Consider the following 17,631-nt stretch of genomic DNA (forward strand, 5'->3'; position numbering starts at 1 on the left):
AAGAAATTACATTAAGCAAAGTTATTAACTTACTCTTCTTTTTTCTTTTGAGCTAGAGGTAAAAATTAGTAATTAGACTAAAAATGCGAACAAGAAAGAATTCTGAGTAGCAGAAAACTATCTTTGTTCGCTTTTTTAGTTTTCGTTCTAGCCTAGAGGGTGGAGTTCCTCTCACCTCTTCCAGTTAACAAAAAGACTTTTATTAACCGCAAGGACACTCATAGGTCTAGTCACAGCATTATTTGGCTTCAAATCCTTCAGCCACTGCGTCCGCAAAGTTTTCTTCTACGATGCTTGCACAGTGATCGCAGATAGTTGCATGGTAGCTACGTTCTGCTGTACTTGGATCGATACGGCGGCAACGGTCACATACTTCACCTGCAGCGCGTTCAACTGTGAACGCTACATCCTCGAAGCTAACGGCAGCTTCTGGAGCTGATCCTTCTGCGATGGTCAAGTCTGACACGATCAAGAGTTGAGCTACATTGCTGTTTACTGCTGCGAGTAGAGTTTTGACCACTTCATTTGGATAAACAGTCAAGTGAGCTTCAAGGGATTTACCGATGACTTTGGCATTACGGGCTTCTTCCAAGGCTTTTTGAGCTTGTCCACGGAAGTCCATGAAGGCTGACCATGTATCCAAGATTTCTTCTTGATTAGCGAATGTTTGAGCTTCTGGTAATTCTGACAATTGAACGAATTCTTCAGCTTCAAACTCAAGATATGACCAGATTTCTTCCGCAGTGTGAGGAAGGATTGGGGTCAAGAGTTTGGTGATTTTCACAAGGATGTCATAGAAGACAGTTTGCATTTGACGGCGTTCGAGTGATTTAGCACCTTCAATGTAAACAACGTCTTTAGCAAAATCAAGGTAGAAGGCAGACAAATCAACATTGATAAAGTTCACCAAGGCCTTGTAAATTGTCAAGAATTCAAAGTCTGCATAAGCATCACGAATGGTCTTGACAAGTTGGTTAAAGCGGATGGTCATGTACTTATCAACGGAACGTAATTCTTCGTAAGCCACTGCGTCTTGAGCTGGGTTAAAGTCAGAAGTATTAGCAATCAAGAAACGAAGGGTGTTACGGATCTTACGATAAGTTTCAGAGACTTGGCTCAAGATATCCATAGAGATGCGAACGTCGTTGCTTGAGTCAACACTTGTTACCCAGAGGCGCAAGATTTCCGCACCAAATTGTTTTTCAACATCGCTTGGAGCAATGGTATTTCCAAGAGATTTAGACATCTTCTCACCTTTACCGTCAAGGGCAAAACCTTGCGACAAGATTTGTTTGTATGGTGCAACCCCATGGTTAGCCACAGATGTGATAAGTGAAGAGTTGAACCAACCACGGTATTGGTCAGAACCTTCTAGGTAGAGGTCAGCTGGGTATTTGAGTTCTGGGCGATTAACCACGACACCATTCCATGATGAACCTGAGTCGAACCATACATCCATGATGTCTGTTTCTTTCTTGAACTCACCATTTGGTGAACCTGGATGTGTAAATCCTTCTGGCAAGAGGTCTTTAGCATCACGTTCCCACCAGATGATGGAACCATGCTCTTCAAAGAGTTGAGCTACATGCTCAATCGTTTCAGCAGTCATGATTGGTGTGCCGTCTTCAGCATAGAAGATCGGAAGTGGAACACCCCAAGCACGTTGACGAGAGATGACCCAGTCACCACGGTCACGAATCATATTGTAAAGACGGACTTTACCCCATTCTGAGTGGAATTTTACCTTTTCAATTTCGTCCAAGATTTCTTGACGGAATTTGGATACAGAGGCAAACCATTGTGGCACTGCACGCCAGATGATTGGTTTTTTCGTACGCCAGTCAAATGGGTATGAGTGAGAGATTTCTTCTTGAGCAAGAAGGAGGCTACCTAATTTTTCAATAACCGTTGGCACTACCTTGTCATAGAATTGACCTTCAAACTCAGCGCCAGCATTAGCCATCATGATACCGCGTTCATTAACAGTCACAGCAACTTCAAGACCATTAGCAATACCAACATTGTAGTCATCCTCACCAAAACCAGGGGCTGTATGGACGATACCAGTACCAGAGTCAGTCGTAACGTGATCACCAAGAATAACAAGTTCATCTACTGCAGTATCCCATGGGTGTTCTGTTACGATATGATTGAGTTCTTGTCCACGATAAGTTGCTAAAACTTGAACATCAGACCAACCAAACTTCTCAGACAAACTATTCAATAGTTCTGAAGCGACCACAAACTTACGATTTTCACCAGCAGGTTGTACGACTACATAGTCAATATCTGCTCCAACAGTTAATCCACGAGAAGCTGTGATGGTGAATGGAGTCGTTGTCCAAACAGCAATGTAAGTATCAGCGTCTAAAACACCTTTGCCATCTTTGACCTTGTTGGCATAGTAAAGTGAGGTTGAAACCAAGTCATGGTATTCGATTTCCGCTTCAGCAAGAGCTGACTCAGATGACCATGACCAGTAAACAGGCTTAGCTCCACGGTAGATATAGCCTTTATTAGCCATTTCACCGAAGACACGGATTTGCGCTGCTTCATAGTCAGGAGTCAGTGTTACATATGGATTTTCCCAGTCACCAGAAACACCCAAGCGCTTGAAGTCTTCGCGTTGTTTATCTACTTGAGAAAGAGCGTATTCACGGCAAAGTTTCAAGTACTCAACCAAGTCCATTTCTTTGCGTTTAACACCTTGTTTAGCCAAGACTTGCTCGATTGGCAGACCGTGTGTATCCCAACCTGGGATATAAGGTGCGTAAAATCCTGACATAGACTTAGAACGAACAATGATATCTTTTGAAATCTTGTTCATGGCATGTCCTACGTGGATATTTCCGTTGGCATACGGAGGCCCATCATGCAGAGTGAAGTGAGGTTTTCCTTCATTTAACTCTTGACGACGTTGATAGAGTTTTGCTTCTTCCCATTCCTTTTGCCAAACTGGCTCTTTGGTCGGAAGTCCGGCACGCATTGGGAAGTCTGTTTTCCCAAGATTTAAAGTTTCTTTGAGTTTCATAATATCTCCTTTATTATATAGACAAATTAAAAACCACGACTCGCTAAAAAGGACGAAAATCGTGGTACCACCTTTGTTCGGAAAAAAAACTAGTCTTTCTCCCTCTTTTCCCGTAACGTGGGTGACGTCAAATCCTACTAACTTCAGACTTGATAACTTGAGAGGATAATCTTATCAACAGGGATTGTAGGACTTCCACCATCTCCTACTCGCTAAAAATATATTTGATAAGATATTGTTCTCAGATTATATTTCTTATAAAAGATCAATAGATTCTGTCAAGGGTGTTGGAAAAGTTTCCCGATTTGAAGAAACTACACCTTCAACAACTGATTCAGAAGAATTAGAAGGAGTTTCTAGCTGAGATTCTACCAATTCTCTGTTGGCAGCTTCAATTCGAGCTTGGAGCTCTGCTACTTCCTCAGGTGAAAACTGACGAGTCATATCAATCGGTTCTTCTTCCTGATATGAAGATACATCTTCACCTAGAACCTCTTCAACTACTTCCTTGAAGGCTTCGTCACTAGTTTGCAAATATGTTGCAGTCGGACGCAAAATTTCTTCCCAATCAGATGAATCTACGATAGCCAATTGACTTTCAATCGTAGATTTCAAACGTTGATGGAAAACGCGACTCTTGTTCTTCAATTCTTCTGTCTCTACTGCAACTTTCTTGGCATTGTCAGTTGCTTGACGCAAAATTTCATTGGCCTTGTACTTGGCTTCGTCGAGCAATCGATGTGCATCTTGCTCAGCCTGTTTGATAATATTTTGAGAGCGATCATTGGCTGCTTGCTTGACGCGTTCCGCAGTATCTTGAGCAATCAATACTGACTGGCTCAAAGAATCTTTGATCTCATCAAAATAAGACAAACGCTCTTCTAGATTTTTAATATGTTGCTCTTTTTCGTGGTTGCTACGAACCAGTGTTTCATAGTCACGAACAACAATGTCTAGAAATTCATCAACCTCTTCTGGATTAAAACCTCTAAACTTAGTACTAAAGGTTTTATCCTTAATTTCTAATGACGTAATTGGCATATTTTTCCTCACTTACTTAATAAAAAACAGAATCATTCATTGTTTCTTGTTTTTGCTCATTTGTTACTTGTCTCTTAGGAAAATCGTTGGTAAAAACCGAAAGACTCTCTTCTAATTTTTTGATATAGTCTTCAGATTCATCCTTGTACCGTATTAATTCCTCGTAGTCCCAAAGAATCTTATCTAAAAATTCGTTAACTTGATCCTTATCATAGCCTCTGAATTTCGTTGAAAAAACCTTATCCCTAATTTCAAGGGGTGTAACTGGCATATCTTTTCTCACTTACTTCGTAGGACTTGGACTGTTATTTTCTTCTTATCTCTTTTGGTTTGACCATTTTCTCTCAGAATACTAATCCTTCCAAAACGTCTGACACTTACTAAATCACCTATCTTGACTTGATAGTCAGCTTTTTCAACCAGATGGTAATTTACCTGAACATATTTTTTGGCTAATAAATCACTGGTCTGTGATCGAGATAATTTCAAAACATTTGATAAGAAAGCATCCAAGCGCAGACTTGGAAGCAAAACTTCCTTCTCTTGATAATCATTTTCAGCCTCTAACAGATCTTCAAAAGATCTGACTTCCAGTTTAACAGGTAGTTTGGCAATCTTTTGAATCCCGTCTTGAAAGAGAGGAGTGAATTTCTGGTCTACAATGATTTGCGCTCTATTTTCCGTTACTACTATATCACCAAAGAGCTTGCGATCAATACCGAGTCGATTAAGGACTGTTCCCAAAATCTTAGCGTGAGTCAATTGCTCAAATTTGCTAGAATAGACAATCTCAAGCAATGCCATTTCAAAATCCGCTAAATTCGTCGGTATGAAATAATCTGGTGCAAGTAGCACACGACTATATTCTGTAGCTACAAAATCATTGCTAGAAAAAACTTGAATCCCATGATTATTTCCCAATGTCTTTAGGATAAAGACCTGATGGGGATTGATAAAGGGAGTTAAGAAAGGAGCATAGTGCTCTTCTACCTGCCTTAGCCACTCCAAGCCTTTATCAATAAAGGGAATATCCTCGACTGAGAAATGCTGATAGATGTCTTTTCTCATGCTAGTATATAAAGAAAACGAATGAGATAGTTTCCAACAAAATGAACCAAGATGACAGCCACCCATACTGAAAAGTCAAAACCGCCAAATCTTAGAGGCAGACGACTTAAGGGTTGAAGGATCGGTCTAGCTAAACTAGACAACAAGCGACCTATTGCTGTCTCATGGGCATTTGGAAACCAGGATAAGAGAGCAAAAGCTACAAGTATCCAAGAATAGATATCTGTAGCATTTTGAATGAAGCGAATTAGAAATATCATTATTTCACTCGATTTCTCTTCATATCAAAGTCGAATTCTTCACTCTGAGTTCCCTCAGGCAAGCGAATATCTTCGATATTTACTACAACTCCTACTGGTGTCAAAAGATACATAGTATTTGCAACTTTTCTCAATTCACCAGCCAATACGTGACGTGCCCCATCTAAATAGTCTAGACAACGGCGAGCTTGTACTTCTGTCATATATTGGAAATCGATTAAAATACTTTCATTACCTGCCAGTAAATCAACGATATCTGTTGCATCTTCGTAGCGACGAGGATAACGAACATCAATAGTTACCTTTTCTGTACTACGATGGCTCTGCATCGCCAACTCCTGCTGACGAGCATGAAGACGAGTAATATTTTTTTCTTTAGTATTCACTTGTGATGGTTGTGGTAGTTGTTGTGCTTGTGGAAGTTCTTCCTTGGGGGCAGACACTGATGTTAGCGTTTTTTCAGGCTTTAACTCAGCAACGTTTGGTGCCACCTCTTCTCCATCTTCAGTGAAATAATCTATAAACTTATCAAATTTATCTTTTAGTGACATGGTTATTTCCTACTTAAAAAATGCTGTACCGATTCGAACAAAAGTTGAACCATATTGAATCGCTTCTTTAAAGTCTCGACTCATTCCCATACTGAGTTCTGTCATCGGCATATTGGGGAGATGTTTTTCTTGAATGGTTTTTTGCAATTCTTGCGTTTCTTTAAATATCTCCTGTAACTCTTGACTTGTGGCTTCAAATGGGGCCATGGTCATCAATCCAACATACTCAATCTGATCTAATTGTGAGAGTTCTGGCAAAAGGGCTAAGAGTTCTTCTTTCGAAAAACCATGCTTGCTCTCTTCCTGGGAGATATTTACTTGCAAAAAGCACTTAATCTTGTGGTCCGCTCGTTTTTGAATTTCCTGAGCTAGCTTTAAGGAATCTAAAGCATGAAAATAATCCACATAAGAAATTACTTCCTTGACTTTACGTCTCTGTAAGGTTCCTATCAAATGCCAAGTAAGATTTTTATCACTCAAGGCATGATACTTGTCAAGAAATTTATCAACACGGTTCTCACCGATGTGTTGCACTCCTTGCGAAACCAAAGCAGAGGCTGTTTCAACATCTACATATTTGGTCACCGCAATCACAGAAACCGAATCGTTTTCACGACCGGCTTCCTGAACTGCATTCGATATCTGTTGAAAAACAAGGTTCGTATTTTCTTTTAAATTCATCTTCATTAACGATTTTTAAAGAATGGTGGAGTTTCCAACTCATCTTCATCTGTTGCGGCTGGAACCTCAAAACGTTCTACAGGAGAAACAACTGGATCTCCTTGGCGAACAATGGCATCACGTCTCAAGTCCCAGTCACCAAAGGCTGATGTCTTTGGAGCTTCTGGGCGACGATGACTTGGAGTTGGTAACTCTACTGTATCAGCCATATCAAAATTGCGATCATATGTATGTGTATGGCTAGTTCTAGCAGGTTCACGGTAGGCTGCTTGGCGTGGTTGAGCAGTTACAACTTTCTCAACTTTATCTTGACGTACTCCTGTCGCAACAACAGTCACGCGAATTTCGTCTTTCATAGTCTCATCAATAGATGTTCCAAGCCAGATGTTAACACCATGACCAGCTGCTTGGTTAACAATTTCTGATGCTTCCTCAGCTTCAATCAAAGTCAAGTCCAAACCACCAGTTACGTTAACAATCACATCCTCAGCACCATCGATAGTTGTTTCAAGAAGTGGTGAGTAGATAGCTTTACGAGCAGCTTCTACAACACGTTCTTCACCACTACCGATACCAATACCCATAAGGGCATTTCCTTTGTTAGCCATAACAGTCTTAACGTCTGCAAAGTCCAAGTTGATCAAACCAGGATTTGTGATCAAATCTGTAATCCCTTGTACACCTTGACGAAGAACGTTGTCTGCTTCACTCAATGCTTCAAGAAGTGGAGTTTTCTTGTCGACGATTTCTAGCAAGTTATTGTTTGAGATAATCAAGAGTGTATCAACATGCTCACGAAGTTCGTTAATCCCTTCGATGGCAAATTGTCCACGTTTGCTTCCTTCAAAGCCAAATGGACGAGTGACAACACCTACTGTCAAAGCTCCAAGACTTTTTGCAATACGAGCGATAACTGGTGCAGCTCCTGTACCAGAACCACCACCCATACCAGCAGTGATGAAGACCATGTCAGCACCGCTGATTGCTTCTGTCAGCACTTCTTCGCTTTCTTCTGCAGCTTTACGACCAACCTCAGGTTGACCTCCTGCACCAAGTCCACGAGTCAATTTAGGGCCAAGCTGGATAACTGTCTCAGCTTTTGTACTGCTCAAAGCCTGTACATCTGTGTTGGCTGCGATAAACTCAACGCCAGAAACGCCTTCGTCAACCATACGGTTGATGGCATTTCCACCACCACCGCCGACACCGATTACTTTAATGACTGCACCTTGTGCAGCTGCTGTATCAAATGAAAATGTCATATTTATATTCCTCTATTTTATTCGTCAAACATGCTTCCAATCAAGCTACGGAAACGATCCGTTAATTTACCCTTGCTCTTTTCTTCTGATTGAAGAGGAGCTACTGGTTCAACAGATTGAGTTGTTTCAGGCTCAGAAGTTGTCACTGTATTAAATACTGGGCGTGGAGAAACAGGTGAAACTGGTTGAGCTGAATTTCTAAAATCAATCGGTTGGTGGCGTAAACTCTGGTCGCCTCGAATTGCTCGTTGTGCCAAAACATTCACTTCAGTAAGACTACCAGCGAATTCTGACAAGCTGATGACATGAGCGAAAGCAGGGTTGCGAATACCAACTTGATTTGGCACGAATAATTTAACACGTACTCCAAATACTTCTTGGGCCAATTCAACGACACCTGGAAGAAGGGCATTCCCACCAATTAAGACAATACCTCCTGGCAAGTCTAATAGGTGACGTCTTTCCAAGTCTTGCTTAATTTGCTCAAAAATGTGCTTAAGTCTTGCTGAAATAATCTCAGCCAAGTATTCCTCAGTCACTTCAACTGGTTCAACCTCACCGATCACTTCAACTTGGAAGGTTTCCTTGCTAGCTAACGGTGGATAAGCTTCCCCGTAGTTCAGTTTTAGACCTTCTGCAATTTTCTTAGAAGTCTTGAGAACTTTAGAAATGTCTTTTGTGACATAATCGCCACCTTCTTGGTTGACATTTGTGTATTGAAGTTCTTGGTTGCGAATAGTAGCAACAGTCGTTTGACCACCACCCATATCAATAACAGTCGCACCAAACTCGCGTTCACCTTCATTCAAGACTGAATGAACCATTGCAAGAGGTGAAATAATCACGTTATCAACTTGAACTCCTACACGCTCAACAGTTTTACGAAGATTGTGGAGAATCGTACGTGGGCCAGTATACAAGAGACCGCGCATTTCCAAGCGAACTCCCATCATACCACGAGGATCACGAATTCCTTGGAATCCATCTACGACAAATTCCTCCGGAATAAAGGTGATGACTTCACGGTCTGGAGTCATACTTTTAGTTAAAGCTGATTTAACTACGTTCTCAACGTCTTGATCCGTAATTTCTTTTGTATCTGATGTCACTGGAATCATGCCTTGAGTTGGCTCCACTTGTAGCAAATTAGCTGGCAAGCCAACGTTTACAGACTTAATTGAAATTCCTGCTTTTTCTTCTGCTTGAGAAATTGCAGACTTAATAGCAGTCGCTGCTGCTTCGATGTCAACGATAATCCCATCTTTGACACCCTTACTTTTGGCATTACTAACGCCAATTACATTTACTTCACCATTTACAAGCTCTGCAACCAACACTTTAATAGAGCTAGTTCCGATATCTAAGCCTGTAAAAAAACCATTCCTAGTCATTACACTGCGTCCTCTCTATCTTCCAAGTTTCACACTTCTATTTTTAATAGCTATATGAAGGCATAGCTATTCACAGAATATTATAACACAAAAAATACATTCGTGCTCGGATTTTCTAACATTTAACTAAGCTTTTTCTTGAAATTTTTATAGTGCTCTGAAAATTTCTACCTTCAGAAATCAAAAAAAGAAGTGAATCGTTCAAGCCCACTATAAAAAGTCTGGTCTAGAGTTTAAATATAGTTAAAAAGAGGCATCTATCAAGTATGAGATAGATGCCTCTTTTCATTTTGTATTTTGCTTTCTTAGAACAATCATCAACTTCATTTCTAAGATGATATAGCCATTTCCTCTTTCAGATCCATGTCGAAAAAAACTGACACTATATCCCCATAGAAAGTATGCATGTAGTTGACCCAATCATGTCAGCTTTTATCTTGTAACTAAACGTTCTTTTTTAAATATAGTGTTCTCTTAAAATTTATTTAGAAACATATAGTCCGCAATTTTACAGTAGGTAGATAGCTTTGAGATCCCCCACTACTGTTGGACAAATTGGACAACGCTTACTATCAAAACATTCAGTTTCCAATGACCCCCATACGGATTTAAGAATGCTATCTCGGGAATAGGCGCTGAATGTTGCATCCAAATAATTTTTGTCCCAAGCCTTTTAATTACCAAACTCTTCCATCACTACATTTAGGGCACGCTCAATAACTAGGTGCATATCATAGTATTTGTAGTCAGCTAAACGACCACAGAAGATAACTTTGTCATTCTTTTCTGCTTCCTCTTGATACTTAGCAAACATAGCATTATTCTTTTCATCGTTGATTGGATAATATGGTTCATCTCCACGTTTCCAATCAGCTGGGTACTCACGAGTGATGACAGTCTTTGGTTGAGTACCATACTCGAAGTGCTTGTGTTCGATAATACGAGTATAAGGAATCTCACGTTCTGTATAGTTAACCACCGCATTTCCTTGATGATTTTCCTCATCCAAGACTTCGTGTTCAAAACGAAGACTGCGATACTCCAACTCACCGTGTTTGTAGTCAAAGTACTGGTCAATCATCCCTGTAAAGACAACTTTATCAGCTGATGCTTCAAGCTCTTCACGATTAGCAAAGAAATCAACGCCAAGCTCTACTTCCACATCACCAAGCATGTTTTCAATGATGACGTTGTATCCCCCGATTGGAATTCCTTGGTAACGGTCATTAAAGTAGTTATTATCAAAAGTCAATCGAACCGGAAGACGTTTGATGATAAATGGTGGAAGGTCTGTTGCAGAGCGTCCCCATTGTTTTTCTGTATAGCCCTTAATCAACTTTTCGTAGATATCTGGACCAATCAACTTGATCGCTTGTTCTTCCAGGTTTTTAGGTTCAACATCCTTCATGTCAGCCGTTTGCTCTGCAATCTTATCCTTGACTTCTTGTGGTGTCTTAGTTCCCCACATAGCGTAAAAGGTATTCATGTTGAAAGGAAGATTGTAGAGGCTACCCTTGTAGTTAGCCACTGGTGAGTTGATATAGTTGTTAAATTCAGCGAATTGGTTGACATAGTCCCACACTTTTTTGTTGGAAGTATGGAAAATGTGGGCACCATACTTGTGGACATTGATGCCCTCAACATTTTCACAGTAGATATTTCCACCGATGTGATCACGCTTGTCAATCACTTTAACTTTTTTTCCACGTTTTGTAGCTTCGTGTGCAAAGATTGCTCCAGACAAACCTGCACCAACGATAAGATAATCGTACATTTTAATCTCCTTTTTATAATTTGACGATTCGATTGAAATAAGGAATTTTCATTAACATTCCAACAACAAGAAAGCTTACAACTAAAGTAAAAATAGGAAAAAGTAAATATGCTCCTGTAAAACTGAAACCAATTAGTTTTTCCCAAATCTTCATTACGTAGGTGTGTATTATAAAAACACCCATAGTTTGATTAGAGAGAGAAACAATCCATTCGCTTCGTTTTTTCTTCAAATCAAGTGTGAGGATAGTTAGAAAAATTCCTAGACTACTGACTTTTACGAATAAAATATCATAAAAATATTCAGCAAAAAAATTATGGTAAATAGTCTTTGCTAAGAAAAATAATATTACTGGCGAAATCAATAACAAAAGTACCGAAACCACTTTCATCCATTTCTTAAAGCCTTTTTTTACAATATCTTTATCAAATTGAGCAACCAAACCTCCTAAAATGTAGTAGAAAAACCACGTCCATAACCTAAAGGTTTGTATAAGATATGACTGTAATGGCATTTGAAGTACAATATTTGTCAACTCAAAAGCCAAACCAATAGCGACCAATGAAGATAGAATATATAAATAACTTCTTTTTGAATTTAGAAATTTTCTTAAAATTGGCAAACACAGATAAATAAGTATTAGTGTGCCAAAAAACCAGAACTGAGAGAAATAGCCTCTTTGCAACAATGAACCTATAACTTTTTTTGCAGGATTAACTGCAAAATCTCGTTTAAACAACCAAACGATAAAAGTCCATGATAACACTGTTATTAGAATCCATTTTACTTTCTGCAGTATGTAGGAATAGGTTATATTCTTCTTTCCTAACAATAAATAACCATTGACCATAAAAAACAGAGGTATAGAGTAGGTACCTAAGTAATATAAATATGCCAAAAGATTCCAAGAACCGGTTTCATTAAATCCAATCATTGTTGTATGAAGTAGAACAACTCCAATACATGCAAGCACTTTTATTAAATCTAAATTAATATTCCGAGTTTTTAGCATTCTATTTTTTCCCAATGATTTGTTTTAATTCTTTTACATCTATCACTTTCAGAGATAGAATTGTAAAAAGATAAATGATTCCACCAAGCACTGCAAATGCTAGAACATTTAAGGTTGGTGTAAAATGTATAACTGTTTTTGAACCTAGCAAGATACCATACATGATAGCTGATGCTAGAATAATTTTTGCCATAGATCCGATAATTGGAACTTCTTTTAAGTATCTGCGGGTAAAGTATAATTGTATCGCCCATACTAACGCCTCTGTCAAAACAGAAACAATGGCTGCTCCGATATATCCAAGTTTAGGAAGGAATAGTAAATTCAAACCTACACTGATAATTGCGGGAGCTGTTGTTGAAATCATGAATTCTTTATTTTGATTATGAGGTATCAACATCTGAATTCCCATGATATTGGTCCAACCGATAAAGAACATACGGAAGATCATAATGGCGATTGCATAACGTGCATCCTGAAAATCTTGACCAAGGAAAAATTGAACAAAATCATCATTGACAATCAAGATTCCTGCCATAATAGGAAAAATTACCAAGTTATAAATCAGAAAGGACATTTCATGCATCTTATTGACTGCCTTATGATCACCTGTCGCTAACAAATGAGAGACACGAGGTAACATAACGCTTCCCAAGGAAGTTACCAAGGTCAGAAGGATATTTACCAACTTTAGAGCCTGGTCATAAATCCCAACGTCTTTTGTAGAAGCTAAGGCTCCAAGCATGGTACGATCTAGCGTTACATACAAGGAAATCGCCACTTGCGGAAGGAACAATAAGATGACGGGTTTCAAATGATGCCTAGCATATTCTATGTCAAAATGAGGTCTACCGATAAACTCTCGAGCCGGCAACCACATGCTTAGTTGCCCCAAAAGCTCAAATATGGTTAGTAAAAAAACATAGAGGTAGAGGTCATTTGCTGATTTGACAAAGAGAAAGATAGAGGTAACCCCAACGATCTTAACCGTGATGTTTCGAACCGTAATCTTTCGGAAATCCTCCAACCCTTGAAAGAGCCAAGAGATGTCTAAACCTTTAGAAACTAAACTCAAGCCTAGAATGTAGGCTACCGGATTTTGCATAAAAGGAAGAGTTAGACAAAGAAGAGCATACAATGTTAGAGAAAGAAGAGTTGCACCTAATTGCAGGGAGTAGATTCCCCAAAAGTTTTTTTCGATTTCCTTGCGATGCCCTGAAATGACCTTGGTCCCATAGTTAGCAACTCCCAGAGTCCCTAATAGAATAAAGTAGGTGACAATGGAATTAAAATAACCATAAGTTCCTAAATCATCCGAAGAAAAGACCCGCGTTACATAGGGAGTCGTAATAATCGGAAGTATAATTACCAACAATTGATAAGAAAGATTGTAGGCGTAATTTTTTAATACTTTCATCTCAACCCGTCCTATTTATAACCAATCAGTGAAATAAAAAATTGAGACCGAACAGGCTTATAATGGGCAATTATTCTAAATGCTTCTTTCATATTTCCTCTTTCCTACATTTTTTTGACACTTGTTGCAAATTAAATTGGATCTATGCACGATACTATCGTAGCAACAAATACAATTTAGGGCTAAAGATAAAAATAAGGTATTTTAGTTTTACTTTCCATGATAGCTTACTATTTTTTAGCAACTCACTCATTTCTACTCTCAACAATTCTTTATCTTTTGAAAAATCTTTTAAACCTGAGTCAGCTTTTGCACCAATCACTACAAAACCACCTAATATTTTTTTTGCTTGTAATGATTGTAGTAACTCTTCACATTGGTTATATTTTTTTCTGATAACTTCTTCGTTTCTTACAACCGCCTCAAAGAATTCGTACCTTTTTTCAGTAAATGTTGAACGGACAATACTTCCCTCTCTTCGATAATAATTGTAAGTTTCAAGCGGACTGATTATAATTTTATCTGCAAGTGCAAGGTGTTGGCCAACAACATAAAAGTCCTCATAAATTTTACCAACTGGAAAAGGAACAGCCTCCAAGATACTTTTGTGGTAGAGTTTGGCACAAGCGGAAACTGTCGCGAATTTATCATCTAACATTGCCTCCAGAGCCTTTTCTTTTGTTATTGGAGCTAAGCCTTTATAGTCTGATTCTTCTAATCGATAAGAAGTATAATCATTATATTTAGACGTTGTCTTTACTTTAGTTGAAATCAAGTCTGCATGATGCTCCTCGTGAATTTTCACGATTAACTCTAGAGTATAGTCTTCAAGGTAATCATCTGGATCTAAAAAGAAAATCCAATCTGAACTCGCTTTAGAAACTCCAAAGTTACGTGCTTCAGACAAACCACCATTTTCTTTGTGAAAAACGTGAATATTTTCATATTTTTGAGCGTAATCTTCACATAATTGAGGGGAATCATCTGTTGAACCGTCATTAACGAGGATCACTTCAAAATTTTGATAGGTTTGTTTCAGCAGACTATCTATCGCATAGTGCAAATAGTCGGCAATGTTATATACCGGAACAACGATGCTAATAAACATCCTAAACCCCTCTCTCTTTTTCTTTCTTTTTAGAGTATTTCTTCAAAATCGGATTAAGTATTAAGGCCATTGCAAACTTGGTCTTATAGTTCAAATAAGACAATCTGTCAAACTTTTTCGTAGGAATATAGTCATATGAACTTTTCTCAATTTTGCTATATAGTTCTTTCAAGAGTGTTTCGGAATCATTAACCATCCAAGACAAATCAACCTGCAAACTGATGAGATAAACCAAGGTTTCAGAAACTACTCGGTTTAAAACGGGTTCACTTTCAATTTTTGTAAAATAATCTAGAACTGAATTTGTAACAGTCAAATGGTGACGGACATTACGCTTCATACTCTCAATATTCATACTTTGCTCTGGTCTACCTATGTAGTATTGATAAATATCATAATTCCAATAACTGAAACTATGAACATACTCCAAAGGAAAAAGTGTGTATTGAATATCAACATAAAATGTTTTTTCACTTAAACGAATCTTGTTTTCCGACAAGATTGATGTCTTATAAGTAACCGAGTGCATCGGGATGCGAACATCCGGAATTCCCATGTATTTTTTGCCAATTTCATACTTGTCTACGAAGTCATTTCGTACTGTAGTATTGTTATAGACATGCTGCTCTGTAAAGTCTGTAATCACCATATCCACATCAACAGTTTCAAGAGTATCTAAAAACTTTTCAAATTCTGATGGGATAACCCAGTCATCCCCATCAATCACTTTAAAAAATTTTCCCTTTGCTTCTTGAATACCGCGATTGATAGTTGAACCATGACCACCGTTTTCTTTTGTAATTACACGGCCATCCAGCAACGAATCTTGGGCTAATATTTCTTCTGCTACTTTAGCAGTATCGTCTGTACTTCCATCGTTAACAACCAGTACTTCAAATTTATTTTTATAATCTGATTGCACTTGTTGGAAAGACTCCAGCCCTTTTGAAACGTAGTCCTGAATATTATAACTAGGCATTACAATTGTTAACAAACAATCCTTCATCATATCTCCTAAATCGTCTCAATTAGTTCAATCCACTGCTTGAGAATTTTATCTTTATCGAATTTATCCATATTGTCTTTTGCATGTTCTGAGAAAGACTGTCTCAAAGCTTCATCTCCCATCAGTTCAAGCAATTTTTGGCTCAACTTGTCCGTATCATAGCACTCAACCAGATAGCCATTAACTCCATCTTCAACAATTTCGTTCGGTCCTGTCGGACAACTAAAGCTAACTATAGGAAGATTATATTGCTGAGCCTCTAATAGCACTAGAGGTAAACCTTCATAGCGAGAAGTCATGACGTAAATCGCTTTATCCCCATATATTAGAGCCTGGTTTTTTTCAAGTCCTTTAATGAATAATTTATCCTGCAAATCATTTTCGATGATTAAATCTCTGATTTTATTAACTTCATCTTTATTGCCAGAGCCATAGATATCCCAAGTCCAGTCAGACTTCTCATTTAATACCTTTTTGGCAACTTGAACAAGGTAATCATAGCCTTTTTGGGTATCAAATCGACCAACTGTAACAAGTTTAGTCGACTCACTGTTATAAGTCACATTAGAAAGAACATCTTCTTTCCAATTGTAAATATAAGCAATCTTATCTTCAGCGATACCATATTTTCTAATATAATTTCTACGATCTTCTTGAGTGAGAGTAATAATCTTGTCAGCAAATTTAGCACCAACAAATCTCTGGACTTTCTTAACTTTAGTATCATTATCCACTATTGAGTTTGTGTGATCGCAGGAAACAAATTTTGTTTTTAAACCAAGAGTACTTGCTACACCTACTGAATTCATACTCATTCCGATACCAAACACAATATCGATACCTTGCTCCGTTAAATAACTCCTTAGTAACTTAACCGCAGAGAAAAAATTCTTACTCATAGAAATTTTTTTAGGTGATAAATTTCTATATTTAACTGAGTCTTTCACTGGAAAAAAATTTGTTTCTGTAGAAATCATTGATAGCAAATGCACTTCATACATTCCTGATAATTCATTCGCTAGACTTGTAGCTACTTTTAAGCCTCCGTCAGTTCTATCAATACTCCATTTCACTAAAGCGATTTTTTTCATCTTTAAACTACACTTCCCCTTCATTTTCACCCAGTGATATAATCTCGTAGTGGTGAAGAGTCCTTTTGTCTTCTGGCGGCAATTGCATATAATCCGCTCCGTAAATGGCTGTTAGATATTCTTTATATTTGCAAGGACAACAAAGTTTAAGATCTTCAAACTGTAATAGGACTGGTTCTCCAAAGTAATCACTTGGTACTATCTCTTTTAATTTGTAAGCTCCCGTATAATTTCCTGCATAAGCTTCATCAAACGAATATTTTTTTATCGTTTGTAAATATTTTTTTTGTGCCCATGTAAAAGAAATTAATTTCTCAATATTAACAGCGTTCGCAAATGCAATGATTGCTTTTTCAGCTAGTGGGCGATTTTCTTTTTTCTGATTCACCAAACTATTAAATTGTGAGAGTTGGACCATCATCCTTGTATACAAATATCTAAAGGAATGGATTTTTTTCTTTAAAGCATTAGAGGGCATACCATCTAGCGGGAAAATGTCTATCCACAAACTCTCTACCAATTCTTCTTTACTATAATTCATGATAATCTTTGTTGCATCATCTCGAATCACAGAGAAAGCCTTTTTATAGCCAAAAGAGTCTTCACTTAAAAATTTATAATTACTTGGCAATAACTCTGGGGCTAGTTTTTTAAACTTTTCATAGTCTTCTCTCGGCATACCGATATCGATATCGTCATCCCAAGGTATGAAACCATTATGACGTACCGCTCCTAGCAAGGTCCCCCCAAGTGCATAGTAGGTTAGGTTATTTTCTTCGCAAATATTAATAAACTCTTTCAAAATAGATAAAATCTTATCTTGAATGATTTTGATATCCGACATTCTCTTCTCCTATATTAAATTAGCAAAAACTCGATATACAATAGTTTTCCTAGTCTACACTCATTTATACTTACTTATTAATCTGTGCTAGTCA

Annotated in this window: 16 protein-coding genes; all 16 read right to left on the reverse strand. The window is 38.0% G+C overall.

Annotation, left to right across the window (positions count from 1 at the left end; genetic code table 11):
• Positions 1-238: 238 nt before the first annotated feature.
• The 16 genes from ileS to QM887_RS04235 all read right to left on the reverse strand — a co-directional run bounded on the left by ileS (position 239) and on the right by QM887_RS04235 (position 17,537).
• Positions 239-3,031: an isoleucine--tRNA ligase gene (gene ileS / locus QM887_RS04160; protein WP_414270647.1), complete on the reverse strand. Its 2,793-nt coding sequence runs from the start codon at positions 3,029-3,031 to the stop codon at positions 239-241.
• Between the two features lie 255 nt (positions 3,032-3,286).
• Positions 3,287-4,072 (reverse strand): DivIVA domain-containing protein, encoded by a 786-nt coding sequence (locus tag QM887_RS04165; protein WP_414270648.1) that lies wholly within the window; start codon positions 4,070-4,072, stop codon positions 3,287-3,289.
• Positions 4,073-4,088: 16 nt separating this feature from the next.
• The gene (locus QM887_RS04170; RefSeq protein WP_414270649.1) at positions 4,089-4,343 is read right to left on the reverse strand and encodes a DivIVA domain-containing protein; all 255 of its coding nucleotides are present in this window, start codon (positions 4,341-4,343) and stop codon (positions 4,089-4,091) included.
• An 8-nt stretch (positions 4,344-4,351) separates the two neighbouring features.
• Positions 4,352-5,140 (reverse strand): RNA-binding protein, encoded by a 789-nt coding sequence (locus QM887_RS04175; RefSeq protein ID WP_414270651.1) that lies wholly within the window; start codon positions 5,138-5,140, stop codon positions 4,352-4,354.
• Positions 5,137-5,400, reverse strand: a complete 264-nt coding sequence (locus QM887_RS04180; RefSeq protein WP_414270652.1) for a YggT family protein — start codon at positions 5,398-5,400, stop codon at positions 5,137-5,139. Before QM887_RS04180 ends, QM887_RS04175 begins: the two co-directional genes overlap by 4 nt.
• Entirely contained in the window at positions 5,400-5,951 is a 552-nt protein-coding gene (locus QM887_RS04185; protein WP_075229812.1) for a cell division protein SepF, read from the reverse strand. The genes QM887_RS04180 and QM887_RS04185 overlap by 1 nt, the downstream gene beginning before the upstream one ends.
• Positions 5,952-5,960: 9 nt before the next feature.
• A complete protein-coding gene (locus tag QM887_RS04190; protein ID WP_414270736.1) occupies positions 5,961-6,632 on the reverse strand; it encodes a YggS family pyridoxal phosphate-dependent enzyme in 672 nt (223 codons plus the stop codon).
• Positions 6,633-6,637: 5 nt separating this feature from the next.
• On the reverse strand, positions 6,638-7,894 hold the full coding sequence (gene ftsZ / locus QM887_RS04195; RefSeq protein WP_049548722.1) for a cell division protein FtsZ: 1,257 nt from the start codon (positions 7,892-7,894) through the stop codon (positions 6,638-6,640).
• A 17-nt stretch (positions 7,895-7,911) separates the two neighbouring features.
• Complete coding sequence (ftsA, locus tag QM887_RS04200; protein WP_414270653.1) at positions 7,912-9,285, reverse strand: cell division protein FtsA; 1,374 nt, start codon at positions 9,283-9,285, stop codon at positions 7,912-7,914.
• Between the two features lie 673 nt (positions 9,286-9,958).
• Positions 9,959-11,059 carry a UDP-galactopyranose mutase gene (gene glf / locus QM887_RS04205; protein ID WP_414270654.1) on the reverse strand — a complete coding sequence of 367 codons (1,101 nt, stop codon included), beginning with the start codon at positions 11,057-11,059 and terminating at the stop codon, positions 9,959-9,961.
• A 13-nt stretch (positions 11,060-11,072) separates the two neighbouring features.
• Entirely contained in the window at positions 11,073-12,071 is a 999-nt protein-coding gene (locus QM887_RS04210; protein WP_414270655.1) for an acyltransferase, read from the reverse strand.
• Position 12,072: 1 nt separating this feature from the next.
• Positions 12,073-13,488, reverse strand: a complete 1,416-nt coding sequence (locus QM887_RS04215; protein ID WP_414270656.1) for a flippase — start codon at positions 13,486-13,488, stop codon at positions 12,073-12,075.
• A gap of 154 nt (positions 13,489-13,642) precedes the next feature.
• Positions 13,643-14,596, reverse strand: a complete 954-nt coding sequence (locus QM887_RS04220; RefSeq protein WP_414270657.1) for a glycosyltransferase family 2 protein — start codon at positions 14,594-14,596, stop codon at positions 13,643-13,645.
• 1 nt (position 14,597) lies between these two features.
• Positions 14,598-15,605 (reverse strand): glycosyltransferase family 2 protein, encoded by a 1,008-nt coding sequence (locus QM887_RS04225; protein WP_414270658.1) that lies wholly within the window; start codon positions 15,603-15,605, stop codon positions 14,598-14,600.
• A 5-nt stretch (positions 15,606-15,610) separates the two neighbouring features.
• A complete protein-coding gene (locus QM887_RS04230) occupies positions 15,611-16,693 on the reverse strand; it encodes a glycosyltransferase family 4 protein (protein ID WP_414270660.1) in 1,083 nt (360 codons plus the stop codon).
• 7 nt (positions 16,694-16,700) lie between these two features.
• Entirely contained in the window at positions 16,701-17,537 is an 837-nt protein-coding gene (locus tag QM887_RS04235; protein ID WP_414270661.1) for a LicD family protein, read from the reverse strand.
• Positions 17,538-17,631 lie beyond the last annotated feature (94 nt).

It is taken from the genome of Streptococcus infantis (assembly GCF_047460875.1).
Lineage (GTDB): Bacteria > Bacillota > Bacilli > Lactobacillales > Streptococcaceae > Streptococcus > Streptococcus infantis_AA.